Raw genomic sequence first — 15399 nt, forward strand, 5'->3', positions numbered from 1 at the left:
GGCCTGCGGCAAACTCTTTAATGCGTCGTATCCCTCACCGGCTTCCCCGTCGAATCCCTCTCCTCCTGCCGCAACATCTCCGCCCGCCTCATACTATCTATCAACCGCTTTCTCGACCTTTCATTAAACAACTCCTTAAACTTATTATACTCACGTACATAAGATATACCCAACCCCGCCTTATTCCTGTTCACCAAATTATATACATCATAATCCGACTTGCTAAACGCATTGATACGCAACCTGCCTTCCGGTGTCAACAAATACTCTGCCCTGAAGTCACCCGCCAGCCGGTTCGTATTCGCCGATGTAGACGCCTTCCCCCAATCATAGTCACCACCCACATACAACCGTACCCTGTTATTATAGAAGTTACTCGTAATCCCTGCACTCACCTGGTTCCTATCCATCGCCGTATTATCCTGGTTGCCAATATTATAAGCCCTATAGTTCACATTCACCCCAATCCCACTGTTTTTCAGCAGCGCCCCCGTAATATTATTCAGAATCGCCTGCGCCTGCGCACTCAAAGCCTGTCCCACACTATTCTTACCAGTTATCGCCACATTCGCACCTGCCGCATTCGGATCTTCCGGCAGGAACTGGTTGAACAGCAGCAAACCCGCCATCTGTTGCAACGCCTTATTCTGATCCTGGTTTATTTCCTTCAGTTTTGCCGCCACCCCACTTTCATACGCCAGTGACCCCACCTCAGGCAGGTTGATCTCGTAAGAGATATCCGGTTTCATCAGTTCCCCCCGCAGGTTAATGAGAATATCCACTCTCTCTGTACGGGTCGCCAGCTTATCAGTCGCCGTAGAAGCCGTTCCCACCAGGTTGTACAAACTTACCTTCGGCAATGAATACTTTGCATGAATATCTACTTTCGCCGCCTGCGGATCCCCATTCCAGGTAATAGAACTGCTCTTATCAATATCAAACTTCCAGCTGGTCAGCCTTTGCAAGGTAAAGTTGTAACTACCCAGGTTGATCTCATAGTTGCCAAACATGGTAAAATCCCCATCCAGGTTCACATTGATCTGAAGATTACCGGTACCATTCGCCGAAATCATATCACCACTCGCCGCATCCATGATCACATCAATCTGTGCATCAGGCGTTGCGGAGATATCCAGTTTTACATTCAGCTTCACATTATCCTTCTTCTTTTTCTTCTCTTCCTTCATTTCCGTACCATAGGTCTTGAAGGTAATGTAGTCCGACTTACCAATATCTTTACTGTCAGACAACGGCAGGTAGAAGTGCGTACCCCTGCCAGGTCTTGCCTGTACTCTCAATAACATATCTTCCATCGGTCCCTGAAAGTACACCTTACCATCGGCAATCACATCTCCATAAAAGAGATCACTATCTGCAGCACCCGTACCTAAAAAGACAAAGTTCCTCGCCGTCACATCAAAGTCGAAGTTCAGGTTATTAAAATGGTCGTGAGAAATATACCCACTACCAGTCGCCTTACTGTTATTCTTATCGATGATGGTAAAGTTGCCAAATTCTATCAGGTTATCATCAATATTGATGTTCAGCTTAGGAATGGTGTAATTCGTTCCCAGGTACAATACCCTTACCTTTGCGCTATCCACCTTCAGATTGCCCTTCACCGAAGGCAGGTCCGTAGTACCACTTACATTAAGTACCCCATTTGCCTGTCCTTTCAGGTCTGTCACATAATCTTTTACAAACCGGTCCAGCAATACCAGGTCTACCCCCTTCAGGTTCACTGTACCTTCCAGGTTTTTATTTTCTTTTGTTAAACCCACACTCCCTTTGGCATCCAGGTTTTTGCCGGCATTATCGCTATGCACCTCAAAAGTCGCTTCGCCGGTACCCTGGCTATATCCACCTGCAAAAGTGACTAGACCGATGGAGTCATTGTCCAGTCGCAGTTCTTTTGTTGTAATATCGGCATCTACATCCAGGTTTCGCATGGGATCTGTAATCAGGATCTTACCATCTGCCAGGCCCTCTATGCGCATCGGCGTCAGTTGTGCCGGAATCACATCTGCCAGGTTCAGGTTCTTCAGCGTGATCATGAATGTAGATTCGTCCGGGTTATATTCGTTCGTTTCTACAGACACACTCTGTTCATTGCGGGTCACTTTCAGGTTATGTACAGTGAGGAAGTCCTTGCTCCAATAAATTTCATTTCCCGGTGTCACATTCCACTGTCGTTCATTCACAGTAAAGGCACTGTTCAGGAAATTGATCTTCACCCCGTCAGATACCGTTACCACTCTTGCATAGAAACCATCCAGGGAAGAGGTGTCCTGTGCCTGCAGATCTACTTTCAGGTAAGAAGTATCCCTGCCGGAGCTGGCCAGTATCAATGGATTCTGCAAGATGACCTTATCCCCGCTGGTCACCCTGCCTATACTGGTACTAATGTCAATCTTGTTAAAGTTGCCGGAGCTCTTCAGTTGCAGGTCATTTACGGTATACCCGCCATACATGGCCTGTGGTACAAATACATTCAGAGACAGGTTGCCATTCACGGTATTCAGCGATCCATCTATTTTAGACTGGTCAAAGCCGGTCACCTTATCCGTAAATCCCCTGATCAGCTTATCCACGTCTCCCATCTGGAATGCAAATGAGAAGTCCTGCTTAATTTCTTTGGTAGGCGTCGTAGGGAAGTAACTGGGGTAATACTTATTGAGCAATAATTTGAAAGCATCAGGCAGGTCCATAAAGCTATAGTTCCCTTTCACAAACCCGCTGATCTCGCTACCCTGTATGGCCAGTACCTTGGTATTGTTCTCCAGGTGGGTGGATACATTCAGTGAGTCAAATTCCAGCCTGTGTAGCTTGCGGTACAGCGACACATCGTATACACGGGCAGAACCATCGAAGTTGTCAATAGTGCTACCTGCAAAGTTCAGGTCCAGCTTGGCCTGGAAGGTGAGTGAGTCGTCTGTAAGGCGCATGGCCTTCAGGTTACTATGGCGAATATCAGCATCAAAACGGAATACCGGCACGGGTGCATTGAAATCAATAGTTCCGGCAAAGTCCATATCCAGGTTAGGGTCACCCACTGCAAGCGAGCCATTGAAGAACTTCTTGTTCATCTCACCCTTTGTCTTGATATTGGTATAAGTGTAATCGTAGAGCGTGATTTTCTGTACATCTGCATCTACGGTGGCATTCAGTGTCTTAAAGTTGAAACCGGCCCCGTTTACCTTCGCATTCAGCGATACGGTTGAGAGCCGGGGTACATCCAGCAGTGCACCCATGTTGAAATCATTCGTGGTCAGGCTACCGGAGTATACCGGTACATCTTTGCTGGTCTTGAAGTTCAGGTCAGAGTTCAGGCTACCCATGTTGGTCTGGAACTTACCATAGGCCACAAAGTCATTGATAAACCCGGTAAAGCTACCCTGGAAGAGGATGTTGCTCAGCCTGTCTATACGCAACTGCGGAACATTCCGCAGAGAAGGGGCTATGCTCAAAATCTCTCCGCCATTCGTAGTCAGTTCATCGGCATGGAAGTCAATGAAGGTTTCATCAATATCCGGCAATCCACGCATTTCCACCCCACCTTTCAGGTGTGTACCGCCATTGTCAGAGAGTTCTATATTATTGGCTTTCAGGTTCGACACCGGCCCGCGGGCATCGCCAGAGATGGTGACTACCTTTTTCCAGTCGCTCAGTTCGGGTGCAAAAAAAGCAATATCGTCAGAAGATAATTTACTGTTCACAATATGTGCACGCATGAATACCAGGTCGATATATTTATTCATATCACTGATATCAGCATATTGCATGGTGTAATAATCGCGAAGGTGGCTGTTGTTCGTCAGAAGGTCCATGTGAGAGAACTCCATTTCCACTGGCGACATCTTAAAGCGTGCCGTGAGTTTCTTTACTTCAAATCCGCTACGTTCTTTAGTACTGAATGCCAGGTCGCCCAGGATACTGTCTTTTACTAAGGTCGTATTGGTCAGTTGCAGGTTTATTTTCTGGAAGCGTATATGATTGGGTGCAAAATAACCGGCTGTTACAGCAGTGGTATCCTCCGGGTCGTCTACGCCAAAGAGACCGTCTTTGATCGAGACTTCTTTTACCAGCAGTTTCCAGTTAGCACTGTTCCAGCGCAATTCAGGAATGGCGGTGGTATCATTCAGCGCTTCTTTTTCGGCTTTTGGTTTTTTATGACGCAGTGGCGAGGATTTATAACTGGAAATGATAAATGATGGTTTATCCAGTTTCAGCTCCTGTATGTCAATATTGTGTTGCTGCAGGTCCAGGTTCTTAGCATCCAGGTAAATCTGTCTGGCAGCAATGTAGTAGTCTTCACCCACCCACTGGTCCACCTGGTTTATTCTGACATTGGTAAGGTCGATCTTACGAAGGTCGAGAGATATACCTCCGGAAGGCTTCTTTGTTTTCGACGTATCTGGTGCGCTGCTAAAGGCGTCGACGATGAAAGCATAGTTCCAGAGAGAATCTTTGCGGGTACGTACCAGGTTAACGGTGGCATTATCGAGGCCGATATATTTGAGTACCGGCTTATCCTGGAAGAAGAACCAGTCGGTGATCCGCACCTGGGCAGTACCTGCATAGAGCAGGGTATCTTTGTTCCGGTCTTCGATGTAAAGCCCTTCGAGGCGAAGGCTGTTGAAAAGACGAATGTCTACATGCTCGAGGTCTACCCTGGTTTTCAGCTGGTGCGAGAGCCGGGTGATTGCTTGCTGAACAAGGAAATTCTGTACTGCAGGAATGTTGACAAGGATACCCAGCAGGATAGCCAAACCCAGTATACTCAGAAGAACAATCGTGATTATTTTACGTACCTTTTTCAGCGCAGCAGTGTTTAAGCGGCAAATTTAATTGAATAAGTTGAAAATACCGGGCTCTTGGAGCAATCAGGTTAGCAATTTTTCACAAGTGACATGCTCATGTTTTTACAAGTTTAATTAATAGTAAGTTAATACAGTTGTTAAAGTTTTTGGATTGGGAATTGATATCTTATAAGTATGAAGTATTCATTCCTCATACTGGCTATTGTGTTGTTATCCTGCTCGGGTAACAAGACGGTGAAAGTGAAAGGATCAGATACAGAAGTTAACCTTGCCGTACAGTTTGCAGAGGCCTTTCATCGTTACAAACCTTCTTTATTCGTTTCCGTATCCGGTGGTGGTTCCGGATTAGGTATCGCCTCCCTGCTGAATGGTACGGCAGATATTGCCAACGCCTCCCGGCGGATTAATGATAAGGAGCTGGCCCTGTTCCGGGAGAAAGGCATTGCGCTCGATTCATTCATTTTTGCACAGGATGCGATCGCTTTCATTGTATCTGACGATCTTCCACTGGCATCTATCAGTACCCGGCAACTGGCCGATGTGCTGAGTGGAAAGGCCCGGAATTGGGAGCAGATTACTGGAAAGCGCCTGCCGGTGAATATCTATGGGCGTCAAAGCAATTCCGGGACCCACGATTTTGTAAAAGATCGTTTGCACATCTCGTTCTCTCCACAGGCAAAACAAATGAATGGCAATGCACAGATCCTGGAAGCCATTCGTGCAGATCACTCCGGCATAGGCTACGTAGGTGCCGGATATGTGATTCACGGTGCCAACAGAGGCATAAAAGTATTACCTGTTTATACTACAGACAAAGCTGCGGCAGTGTCACCCTTAGATGCTGCAAAAATTGCAGCGGGGAAGTATTTTTTTCAGCGACCCTTATTCCAATATTTTAGAGCAAAAGATTCAATACAGGTACGGCCTTTTATCGCTTTTGAACAAAGCCCCGAAGGGCAAAAGATCATTAACGTAGGTGGTTATTATCCGGCTAAAAAATAGAAGTTGTATATGCTTTCTTCGACGCTTCTTCGACGCTTCTTCGACGCTTCTTCGACGCTTCTTCGATGCTTCTTCGACGCTTCTATAACCGGCTATTGATTTTCAAACTGTTATAATTATCTTTTATGGATATCAAAAGGCGGGAAAGAACAGACTGGCTCATGAAGCAGGTGTTCAAAACAACTGGCTTACTCACGATTGCCTTGCTGGCAGGAATTTTCATTATGTTGTTTTACAACAGCGTGAGCTTCTTTTTCGATGTGCCTCCCATTGACTTCTTTACAGGTGCCCAGTGGGATCCTGACAGTTCCAAAAATGCCTACAGCATCATGCCCCTGCTGGTGAGCACGGGGCTAGTGGCATTTGGGTCCATGGTCATTGCGGTGCCATTGGGCATACTATGTGCCGCTTTCCTGTCAGAACTGGCGCCACGAAAACTACAGGCCATTTTAAAACCCGTTATCGAAATGCTGGCCGCCATTCCTTCTGTAGCCATCGGTTTCCTGGGCATTACACTGGTAGGCCCCGGCATTGCCAAAATATTCGGTATTCAGAATGGATTGAATGCCCTGAATGGTTCTATCTTATTGGCTGTAATGGCCTTGCCCACCATCATTACCATCAGCGAAGATGCCATCAATGCCATACCCCGCAGTCACCGCGAAGCCTCGCTGGCATTAGGGGCCAACCAGTGGCAAACCCTGTACCGGGTAGTAATACCCGCTGCCTACCCGGGACTGATAGCCGCCGTGTTGTTAGGATTGGGCCGGGCCCTGGGCGAAACCATGACTGTGCTGATGGCCACCGGCAATACTGCAGAGATGCCTAAAGGTTTCCTGGATTCGATCAGAACTATCACCGCCACCATTGCGATCGAAATGGGAGAGGTACCCTACCGTACCACCCACTACTTTGCCCTGTTCGCCATCGCCGCAGTGCTGTTTTTAATTACATTACTCATCAACCTCGTTGGGGAATATGCCGCTAACAGGTTGAGAAAATTTCAGGCATGAGAAAGTGGTTAAACTGGATCATATTAACAGGCAGTACATTCCTCGTGTGCTTATTCCTGGGTATCATCATATGGGATATCTTTTCAAAAGGGCTGCCTGTTTTATCCTGGCAATTTGTAAGCACCCCCCCGGTTGCCGCTATGACCAAAGGCGGTATCCTGCCCGCTATTACCGGTACATTGTTACTCACCTTTGTCACTACATTATTCTCAGTACCTTTTGGCATCGCCTGCGCCGTATACCTGAATGAATATGCCAGACCTTCCCTGCTTACAAATGTGATCCGGGGTTCTATCAGGAACCTGTCAGGCATTCCTTCTATCATTTATGGTTTGTTCGGACTGGCGCTTTTCGTACAGACCTTCAGGTTGGGTACCTCCGTGCTGGCAGCCGGACTTACATTAGGGCTCTTGTCGTTACCTTATATCATTACCACCACCGAAGAGGCCCTGAAGCGGGTACCTGCCGGCATGCGCGAAGCCACGCTGGCTATGGGCATCACACAGTTCGAAACCATCCGGGATGTGGTATTGCCCAAGGCCCTGCCAGGTATTCTCACGGGTGTCATCCTCACTTTGTCAAGAGCAGCGGGCGAAACCGCCCCTATCTTATTTACCGGTGTTGCTTTTTATATCAATGGTATGACAACGGCCCTGGATCAGGAGTTCATGGCATTGCCCTATCACCTGTACATGTTGTGCACACAACATCAGTCTATCGAAGAAGTGCGGCCGCTGGCATATGGAACGGCTGTGGTATTGATTATACTCGTGTTCCTTTTGAACATCATCGCTTTTTATTTCAGGTTTAAACAAAGAACGCAGGATTGATTATGGATAAGATCAAATTGTCAGCACACCATATGGACCTGTATTTTGGAAACAAGCAGATCCTGAAGCAGATAAATATCGACTTCCTTCAAAACAAAGTCACAGCCCTTATCGGGCCTTCCGGATGTGGAAAGTCTACCCTGCTCCGTTCATTTAACCGTATGCACGATTTGTCTCCCGATGCAAAGATCACCGGGGAGATCCAACTGGATAGCCAGGATATTTATGACCACCAGCTCTCTGTCAATGAAGTGCGGAAAAGGATAGGGATGGTGTTTCAAAAAGCTAACCCTTTACCAAAGAGTATCTTTGATAACCTCGCTTACCCACTACGGATCCATGGATTTCCCAGGCATGAGATTCCCGGTCTGGTACAGCGTGCGCTGGAAGAAAGTTACCTGTGGGACGAAGTCAAAGATGAGTTGAAGAAGCCTGCCGTAAAATTGTCCGGCGGGCAGCAACAAAGACTATGTATAGCAAGAGCCGTCGTATTGCGACCAGAGGTTATCCTGATGGACGAACCCTGTTCTGCACTCGACCCTATCAGCACCCATAAAATAGAAGAGTTAATCCTGCGCCTGAAAAGTGATTATACCATTGTAATCGTTACCCACAATATGCAGCAGGCCCAGCGCATTTCAGATAAAGTGGCCTTTATGTACCTGGGCGAACTGGTTGAATATGGTGATACCGAACAGGTATTCCATTCTCCCCAACAGGATCTCACGAAGAATTATGTAACCGGACATTTTGGATAATCCTTACATTACCACAGGTTCTACTGTATAGCCAGCTTTCCTGAGCAGGGCGATGACCCCGCCCTTGCCGGCCAGGTGACCAGCACCACAGGCAAAGAAAGAAGGTGTCTGCTGTATTTGTTTGGTGATAACCGGTATCCAGTTGTTGTTACGATCATCCAGCATGAGCTTTTGGTAGCGGACTACATCTTCTTCCTGTAAAATAAGGTGCAGAAGCTGGTTCAGGTTGGCTGCATAATAAGCATCCAGCAATTGCTGATATTCCACCCTGTTCGCTGCCATCTCCTTCACGGTCTTTACCAGGCTGGCAGCTTCTTCTTTATCCGGAATACTATCAAAGATGGCGATCTGGTCTTCTGCCTTTTCCAGCCCATGGATGGTGAGGCCCTGGTCTTTGGCGAGCAGCAGCAGCATATTTTCGCAGGAGACCGGGTTTGGACAGGTAGCGGTTTTTTCCATCAGCATAGACATGAGGAGCATGGGTTTCATCCTGTCCAGCGATTGCAATGGTACCCCGATAGAATCGCGGAAGTAATTGCTAAGCAGGGTATAATCGTCGGCAGGTAACAGTGCTTTGAATGAATAGCCTTCGGGCATCATCATTTCGCCGGCTATGCGGTTCATGGCTTCGGTATCGTCCATGTTGAATTCCATGTAAAAGGCTTTGGTTTCCTTAATAGCTTTGCCGATGGCGACGGAAAAAGGGAGATCATCGGTACAGAGCATGTGGATGGTGCCAAAAAGGTAAGAAGGCTTTGACAGGCCATGGCCGGTGATTTTCCAGAGCAGGGAAGAAGAATCTTTCTGTGCTACCGGCATAAAAGTCGTGAACAGGCAGAGTAAAGTAGTAAACATAATCAGGCAGTTTTGAAGGCTTGTTTTAATTGCTGTTGCAATGTTTCCAGCTGTGGGGTTTGATGCAGTGCAGTCACGATAATGCGGTTAATGGCCGGGCTGTCCGGATCAGGATAGCCAAAAGAGGAGATGATGGTTCCTTTACGTTCCAGCTCCTTTTCAATAGGAGCTTTGACTAAAAATATCGGCAATTGAAATGGATTATACACCTGGGGCATAGCAGCTGTCAATGCTGCAAACTCAGCGATGCGGTGCTGCATGAGTTTCCGTTGGTGGCGGTGCAGGGTTTTGCTTTGCAAAAATGCCCAGGCGCTGGCAGGCATCAATGAAGTACCTGCGGTAAAGGCGGGTGTTTTTTTAATAGCGATAATGTCTTCCAGTCTACCCGAGACCACGCCCCCCTGTGTGCTAAATGCCTTTGCCAGCGAGGCAGAAAGTAAATAGCGGAGAGGTGGATGTTGTGGCAGCGCGTGAACAATGCCCCCACCATCCGGCCCTAATATACCAAAGCCATGCGAGTCGTCAATCACCACCATCACTTCTTTATTGATGCCATTCAGCCAGTTAAAATCATTGATAGTGCTGGTGAGCGGGTTCACACTATCGGCCACGATCACAAAGGTACGATCGGGCCAGGCGTTCACTTTTTCAATTGTTTGTGCCGTCCACTCCTCCCAGGTCAGGTTGGGTAAACTGGCTTTACCAAAGCGCAGCGAAGGATGAGTGAAAGGAGAGTAGCAGAGTTCACCCAGTGTGGCAGCATATTGAACAGCTGCCTGTGAGGCGAGGTAGCCGGAAGAAAAGGAGGCTGCCGCCGGCTGTTTCAGCATATCAGCCAGGGTATCGTCCAGTTCTTCATATAGATCAAGGCGTAAGTTAGCAATGCGGGAAGACACAAATACGGTTCCGTAAAGGTCGATGCCGTTGCGGAGCGCCTCTTTATAATGGGGATGCGCGTGCAGGCCCAGGTAAGAGAAGCCGGAGAAGAAGAGGTATTCCTTTCCGCCGATGTAGGTAACGCTGTCAGGGGTCGAATTTGTGTGCAAATGCATTTATTCAGCCTTTGTTTTCAAAATGAAGTAGTAATCGCCGGATTTCACTTTCATGTCAAAGTGGGTATCGTCGAGGGTCACAACGGTAACAAGATTTTCGTAGGCCCGGTCTCCATTGTTGGCAGTGATGGAGATCACTTTGCCGGCGCTGAGCATCTTGTATTTGCCGGAATCAGGTTTGTTATCGATGGTGGCAACAAAGAGGTTGTTGTCGAGGAACTGGTAGTACACATTGGTGTAGTAACCCCTTTTCAGTTCCGTTGCCTGGTTAATTTGCGTGATGTCGTAACCGGAACCGGGTGGAACGACTACATCGTACACTCTCCATTTTTTATGGAGGAGTTGTTTATCGCCGGCACCACAGGAGCAGAGGAATATGATTGCAAATGGAGCGATATATTTCACGGGTGATAAATTTTTATGCGGACAAGTTACGGCAATTTGCGTTACTGGCAGCTGCCAGTAACGCAAACAATTGTATTAAAAACCAGCAGCACTATCGTCACCGCGTTTATCACCCACAGCATTCATCTGTCCATTCGCGTTTACTTTAATGACTTCAGTGCGGCCTATGTGCCCTCTTGTAGTAATTTTGTACCCCATTTTTTCCAGGTCTGGCAATGGTGTTTTCTCAAAATCTTCTTCTACCACTACTTCATCCGGCAGCCACTGATGATGGAATTTAGGTGCATCTACCGCCTCTTTCGGCGTTAGGTTAAACTCCAGCAGGTTCATTAAAGTCTGGAACACAGACGTGATAATAGTAGAACCACCCGGTGTACCGGCTACAATGTAGGGTTGTTGATTTTTTAATACAATGGTGGGCGTCATAGAGCTCAGCATTCTTTTGCCCGGTGCAATGGCATTGGCTTCATTCCCTACCAGGCCGTACATATTAGGTACACCCGGTTTCACGCTAAAGTCATCCATTTCATTATTCAGCAGAAAGCCTGCACTACCTACTACTACTTTAGAACCATAGCCGCCATTCAGTGTAGTGGTTACGGACACTGCATTGCCTTCAGCATCCATTACAGACAGGTGGGTAGTCTCATCACTTTCATGAATATTGCCGGCTTTCACTACCTGGCTGGAACCCGCCTTGGTCGAGTCAAAGTCATGCATACGTGATCGGATATAAGCAGCATCAGTCAATTGCTTTACCGGTACTTTTACAAAGTCAGGATCACCCAGGAACTGTGCCCTGTCAGCATAAGCACGTCTTTCTGCCTCTATCATCAGCTGTATGGATTTTACAGAATGGAACCCCCATGCAGTTAACGGATAAGGAGCTACCATGCCCATCAGCTGTTGCAAAGCTATACCACCACTGCTAGGCAGCGGCATGGTCACGATCTGGTATTGTTTATAATTGAACACAACGGGTGTTCTGTCTATAGCACGGTAAGACTTCAGGTCATCCAGCGTGATCAATCCATTCGCTCTTTCCATTTCATCTACGATCATCTGGGCAGTTTCGCCTTCATAGAATCCTTCGCGGCCTTTGTCCCTGATCCTTTTCAGTGTATTGGCCAGGTCTTCCTGGACCAGGATATCCCCTTCTTTCCAGGGAGTGCTGCGCATAAATGCGTTATCCTCAGTATTGAGTTTTTTAAATTGTGCCTGTGTTGCATTGAGGCTGCGTGCTTCTGCCGCAGTAATTGCAAAGCCTTTTTCCGCCAGGCGGATCGCTGGCGCAATCAGTTTTTTCATAGGTAGTTTGGCATAAGGCAGGGAAGCATACAGCCCTGCAACAGTACCCGGCACGCCGCAGGCCAGGTGGCCATCTATGCTGAGAGACTTAATGGGATTACCGGCTGAATCCAGGTACATGTCCCGTGAAGCTGCTGCCGGTGCAGCTTCACGATAATCGATCGTTACGTTTTTGCCCGTTTTCAGGTGTGCCACCATAAATCCGCCACCACCCAGGTTACCCGCAGCCGGGTATACTACAGCCAGTGCCAGCTGTGTGGCAATGGCAGCATCTATGGCATTGCCACCTTGTTTCATAACCTCAATTCCTGCCTGGCTGGCAAGGGGATGAGCCGAGACTACCGCACCATGAGAAGCATTTGTTTCTTTTTCAATTTTGTAGTGAAAAGCGTCGTCCTGTGCATAAATACTGGTGCAGGAGAACAACGTAAGCGTGAGTAGTACTGTGCGCATCTGAAACGTATTTTATTCTTATGTATCTATTTAGTATTTTGGTTAATAGCCTAAAGTGTGTAGCCCATATTCGCCCACTTCAAAGAACAAATCTAAATATAAAACCCAAAATCTAACTCGTATGATTCACCCAGTTAACCATTTTAGGGGGCTATTCCTCCTTTTTTCTCTATTAGTCTTTTCGGCACAATTGGCATTTTCCCAAACTGCAGGCATCATTACAGGCATTGTCAAAGATGGCAGTGGCACTGTATTGGCAGGTGCCACTGTACAAATTGAACGTACCAACAAAGGTGGTTATACCAATGCACAGGGCCGGTTTTCGCTGGAGACTATTCCCGGCAATTACACCGTGCTGGTAAGTTATGTTGGATTTGTAACGCAACATCAACCTGTTACTGTAAAGGCAGGAGAAGCTGTGGTACTGAACATTTCACTGGTAGCCAGTACTACGATGAATGAACTGGTAGTACTGGGTTCCCGCAGTTTACCACGCAGCCAGACAGAAACCCCCGTACCTGTAGATGTCATAGACATCAAACGGGTGGCGGAAGATGCCCCACAGGTAAGTGTCAACCAGATCCTGAATTATGTAGCCCCTTCTTTCAGCTCCGGCGTGCAAACGGTAGCAGATGGTACCGATCACATAGACCCTGCCTCCCTGCGGGGCTTAGGCCCTGACCAGGTATTGGTATTGGTGAATGGCAAGCGGAGGTATACGACTGCACTCGTCAATGTAAACGGTACCTTTGGCCGGGGTGCAGTAGGTACAGATATGAATGCTATTCCTACTGCTGCCATCGATCGTATCGAAATACTAAGGGATGGTGCTGCGGCACAATATGGCTCTGATGCCATTGCAGGTGTGATCAACATTATCCTGAAGAGTAGCGTGAACCAGTTAGGCGTGAGCGTTACCACCGGTGGTAATGTCACCTCGCAGGCAGATCATAATTTAGATGGGCAAACGGTGCAAACCGGTGTCAATTATGGTATTCCCCTTGGTAATAAAGGAGGCTATATCAACTTTGGTGGTTCTTACGATTTCAGGAATTATACCAATCGCTCTGGTCCATGGGTAGGCACTATTTACAAAGCTTACCCCGGTGGTGTGGATCGGACTGATAGTTTCCTGGTGGCGAACCACATTACCCGCAATGATATCCGGATGCGGGCAGGGCAGTCAAAACTACGCAGTGCACAGCTTTTTGTCAATGCAAATCTGCCGTTGGAGAATAATGGTGAAATTTACTTCTTTGGTGGTATTGGTTACAGGGCTGGTAATGCAGCAGGTGTGTACCGCCTGCCCAATGATAGCCGCAATGTGATAGCGATCTATCCGCTGGGTTTCCTGCCAGAGATCAATAGTGATATTTACGATCGCTCTTTTGGCGCAGGTATCAGGGGTAGTCTTGGTGAATGGAAGGTGGATTTCAGCAATACTTATGGCCGGAATGAATTTGATTTCTCCGTACAGCATTCACTGAATGCATCGCTGGAGACGGCATCTCCAACCAGGTTTACCTGTGGTGGACCCATCTTTGCACAGAATACCACGAACCTCGATTTCTCAAGAAGAGTGGATATTTTTGATATCGCCTTTGGTGCAGAGCATCGTTTTGAAAAATACCAGTTGGTAGCTGGTGCAGAGAACTCGTATACCGACTATGGCCGTGCATCCAAAATCGGTGTAGATGCCAACGGGAATGATATTCTCATCCCGGATCCACAAGGCCCTATCAATACTATCTTTGGCCCTGATGGCACAGCGAGGGCCGGTGGAGCACAGGTATTCCCCGGGTTCAGACCAGAGAATGCCATTACAGCCACACGATCGGCCATTGCAGCCTACCTGGATGTAGAAGCAAACTTGAGCAGGGCCTTCTTATTAGGTGGTGCCATCCGTTTTGAAAACTACAGCGATTTTGGCAGCACCACGAATGGCAAGATCACTGCCCGCTATAAACTCAGTGAAGGCACTGCCATTCGTGGATCGGCCAGTACCGGTTTCAGAGCACCTTCCTTACATCAGCAGTATTATTCTTCCACAAGTACCTTGTTTGTAGATGGCGTACCCTATGAAGTAGGCACCTTTACAAATGACAGTCGTCCTGCGCAACTGCTGGGTATTCCAAAACTTAAACCCGAGAAATCAAAGAGCCTGAGTGCCGGGTTCACTACCATCGCGGGCAAATTCAGTTTCACACTGGATGGATACTATACCCGCATCAATGACAGGATCGTATATACCGATCAGTTTTCAGGCAGTAATGCAGATACCGCTTCTGCTATAGATAAGGAAATATACCAGTTGCTCTCCCTGGCCAATGCCAACAGGGCGGCGTTCTTTGCGAATGCTATCAATTCTGAAACAAAGGGGGTAGACCTTGTAGCTACTTACAGTACCCGGCTGGGCAAAGGCACTTTCCGCACAGACCTTTCCGGCACCTATAGTTACACCCAACAGGTAGGTGATATTCATTCATCTGCTAAGCTGAAAGGCAAGGAGAATATCTATTTCAGCCGTGCCAGCAGAATTTATCTCGAAAGGAGTGTACCCAGGATAAAGATGAACCTCACCCTGGCGTATACTGTCAATAAATTGAACCTGTTTGTAAGGAATGTGTATTTCGGTAGTGTGGAAGAAGCTACCAATGATCCTGCATTTTACCAGACTTACGGCGGCAAAGTGATCACCGATGTGGCGGTGGGATACAGGCTATGTAAGGAAGTCAAAGTAAGCATTGGCTCCAACAATGTACTGGACATCTACCCTGACCTGGTGAAAAACCCGGCCAATACTACCAATAACCAGTTCAGGTATAGCCGCCGGGCCACCCAGTTTGGGTATAATGGCCGGTTTTTATTTGCAAGGATAGAGTTGAAATTGTAACAAAACATTC

10 protein-coding genes are annotated in these 15399 nt (G+C 47.5%); 5 read left to right on the forward strand and 5 right to left on the reverse strand.

Annotated features, from left to right (window positions below; translation table 11 throughout):
- Window positions 1-17: 17 nt before the first annotated feature.
- Window positions 18-4769 carry a translocation/assembly module TamB domain-containing protein gene (locus ABDW16_RS12700; RefSeq protein ID WP_343670183.1) on the reverse strand — a complete coding sequence of 1584 codons (4752 nt, stop codon included), beginning with the start codon at window positions 4767-4769 and terminating at the stop codon, window positions 18-20.
- A gap of 225 nt (window positions 4770-4994) precedes the next feature.
- Here ABDW16_RS12700 and ABDW16_RS12705 point away from each other — a divergent pair, with 225 nt between their 5' ends.
- The 4 genes from ABDW16_RS12705 to pstB all read left to right on the forward strand — a co-directional run bounded on the left by ABDW16_RS12705 (window position 4995) and on the right by pstB (window position 8423).
- The gene (locus ABDW16_RS12705; protein ID WP_343670184.1) at window positions 4995-5822 is read left to right on the forward strand and encodes a PstS family phosphate ABC transporter substrate-binding protein; all 828 of its coding nucleotides are present in this window, start codon (window positions 4995-4997) and stop codon (window positions 5820-5822) included.
- 125 nt (window positions 5823-5947) lie between these two features.
- Window positions 5948-6835 carry a phosphate ABC transporter permease subunit PstC gene (pstC, locus tag ABDW16_RS12710; RefSeq protein ID WP_343670186.1) on the forward strand — a complete coding sequence of 296 codons (888 nt, stop codon included), beginning with the start codon at window positions 5948-5950 and terminating at the stop codon, window positions 6833-6835.
- Window positions 6832-7665: a phosphate ABC transporter permease PstA gene (gene pstA, locus ABDW16_RS12715; RefSeq protein WP_343670188.1), complete on the forward strand. Its 834-nt coding sequence runs from the start codon at window positions 6832-6834 to the stop codon at window positions 7663-7665. Before pstC ends, pstA begins: the two co-directional genes overlap by 4 nt.
- Window positions 7666-7667: 2 nt before the next feature.
- A complete protein-coding gene (gene pstB / locus ABDW16_RS12720) occupies window positions 7668-8423 on the forward strand; it encodes a phosphate ABC transporter ATP-binding protein PstB (RefSeq protein ID WP_343670190.1) in 756 nt (251 codons plus the stop codon).
- 3 nt (window positions 8424-8426) lie between these two features.
- Here pstB and ABDW16_RS12725 read toward each other — a convergent pair whose 3' ends face one another.
- The 4 genes from ABDW16_RS12725 to ggt all read right to left on the reverse strand — a co-directional run bounded on the left by ABDW16_RS12725 (window position 8427) and on the right by ggt (window position 12496).
- A complete protein-coding gene (locus ABDW16_RS12725) occupies window positions 8427-9278 on the reverse strand; it encodes a TraB/GumN family protein (RefSeq protein WP_343670191.1) in 852 nt (283 codons plus the stop codon).
- Window positions 9279-9280: 2 nt separating this feature from the next.
- Window positions 9281-10330: a hypothetical protein gene (locus tag ABDW16_RS12730; protein ID WP_343670193.1), complete on the reverse strand. Its 1050-nt coding sequence runs from the start codon at window positions 10328-10330 to the stop codon at window positions 9281-9283.
- Entirely contained in the window at window positions 10331-10735 is a 405-nt protein-coding gene (locus ABDW16_RS12735; RefSeq protein ID WP_343670196.1) for a hypothetical protein, read from the reverse strand.
- Between the two features lie 75 nt (window positions 10736-10810).
- Entirely contained in the window at window positions 10811-12496 is a 1686-nt protein-coding gene (gene ggt / locus ABDW16_RS12740) for a gamma-glutamyltransferase (protein ID WP_343670198.1), read from the reverse strand.
- 190 nt (window positions 12497-12686) lie between these two features.
- On the opposite strand from ggt, the gene ABDW16_RS12745 reads away from it, so the two are divergent.
- Window positions 12687-15389: a TonB-dependent receptor gene (locus tag ABDW16_RS12745; RefSeq protein WP_343670199.1), complete on the forward strand. Its 2703-nt coding sequence runs from the start codon at window positions 12687-12689 to the stop codon at window positions 15387-15389.
- The last annotated feature ends 10 nt before the right edge of the window (window positions 15390-15399 follow it).

The organism is Chitinophaga sp. (assembly GCF_039596135.1).
GTDB lineage: Bacteria > Bacteroidota > Bacteroidia > Chitinophagales > Chitinophagaceae > Chitinophaga.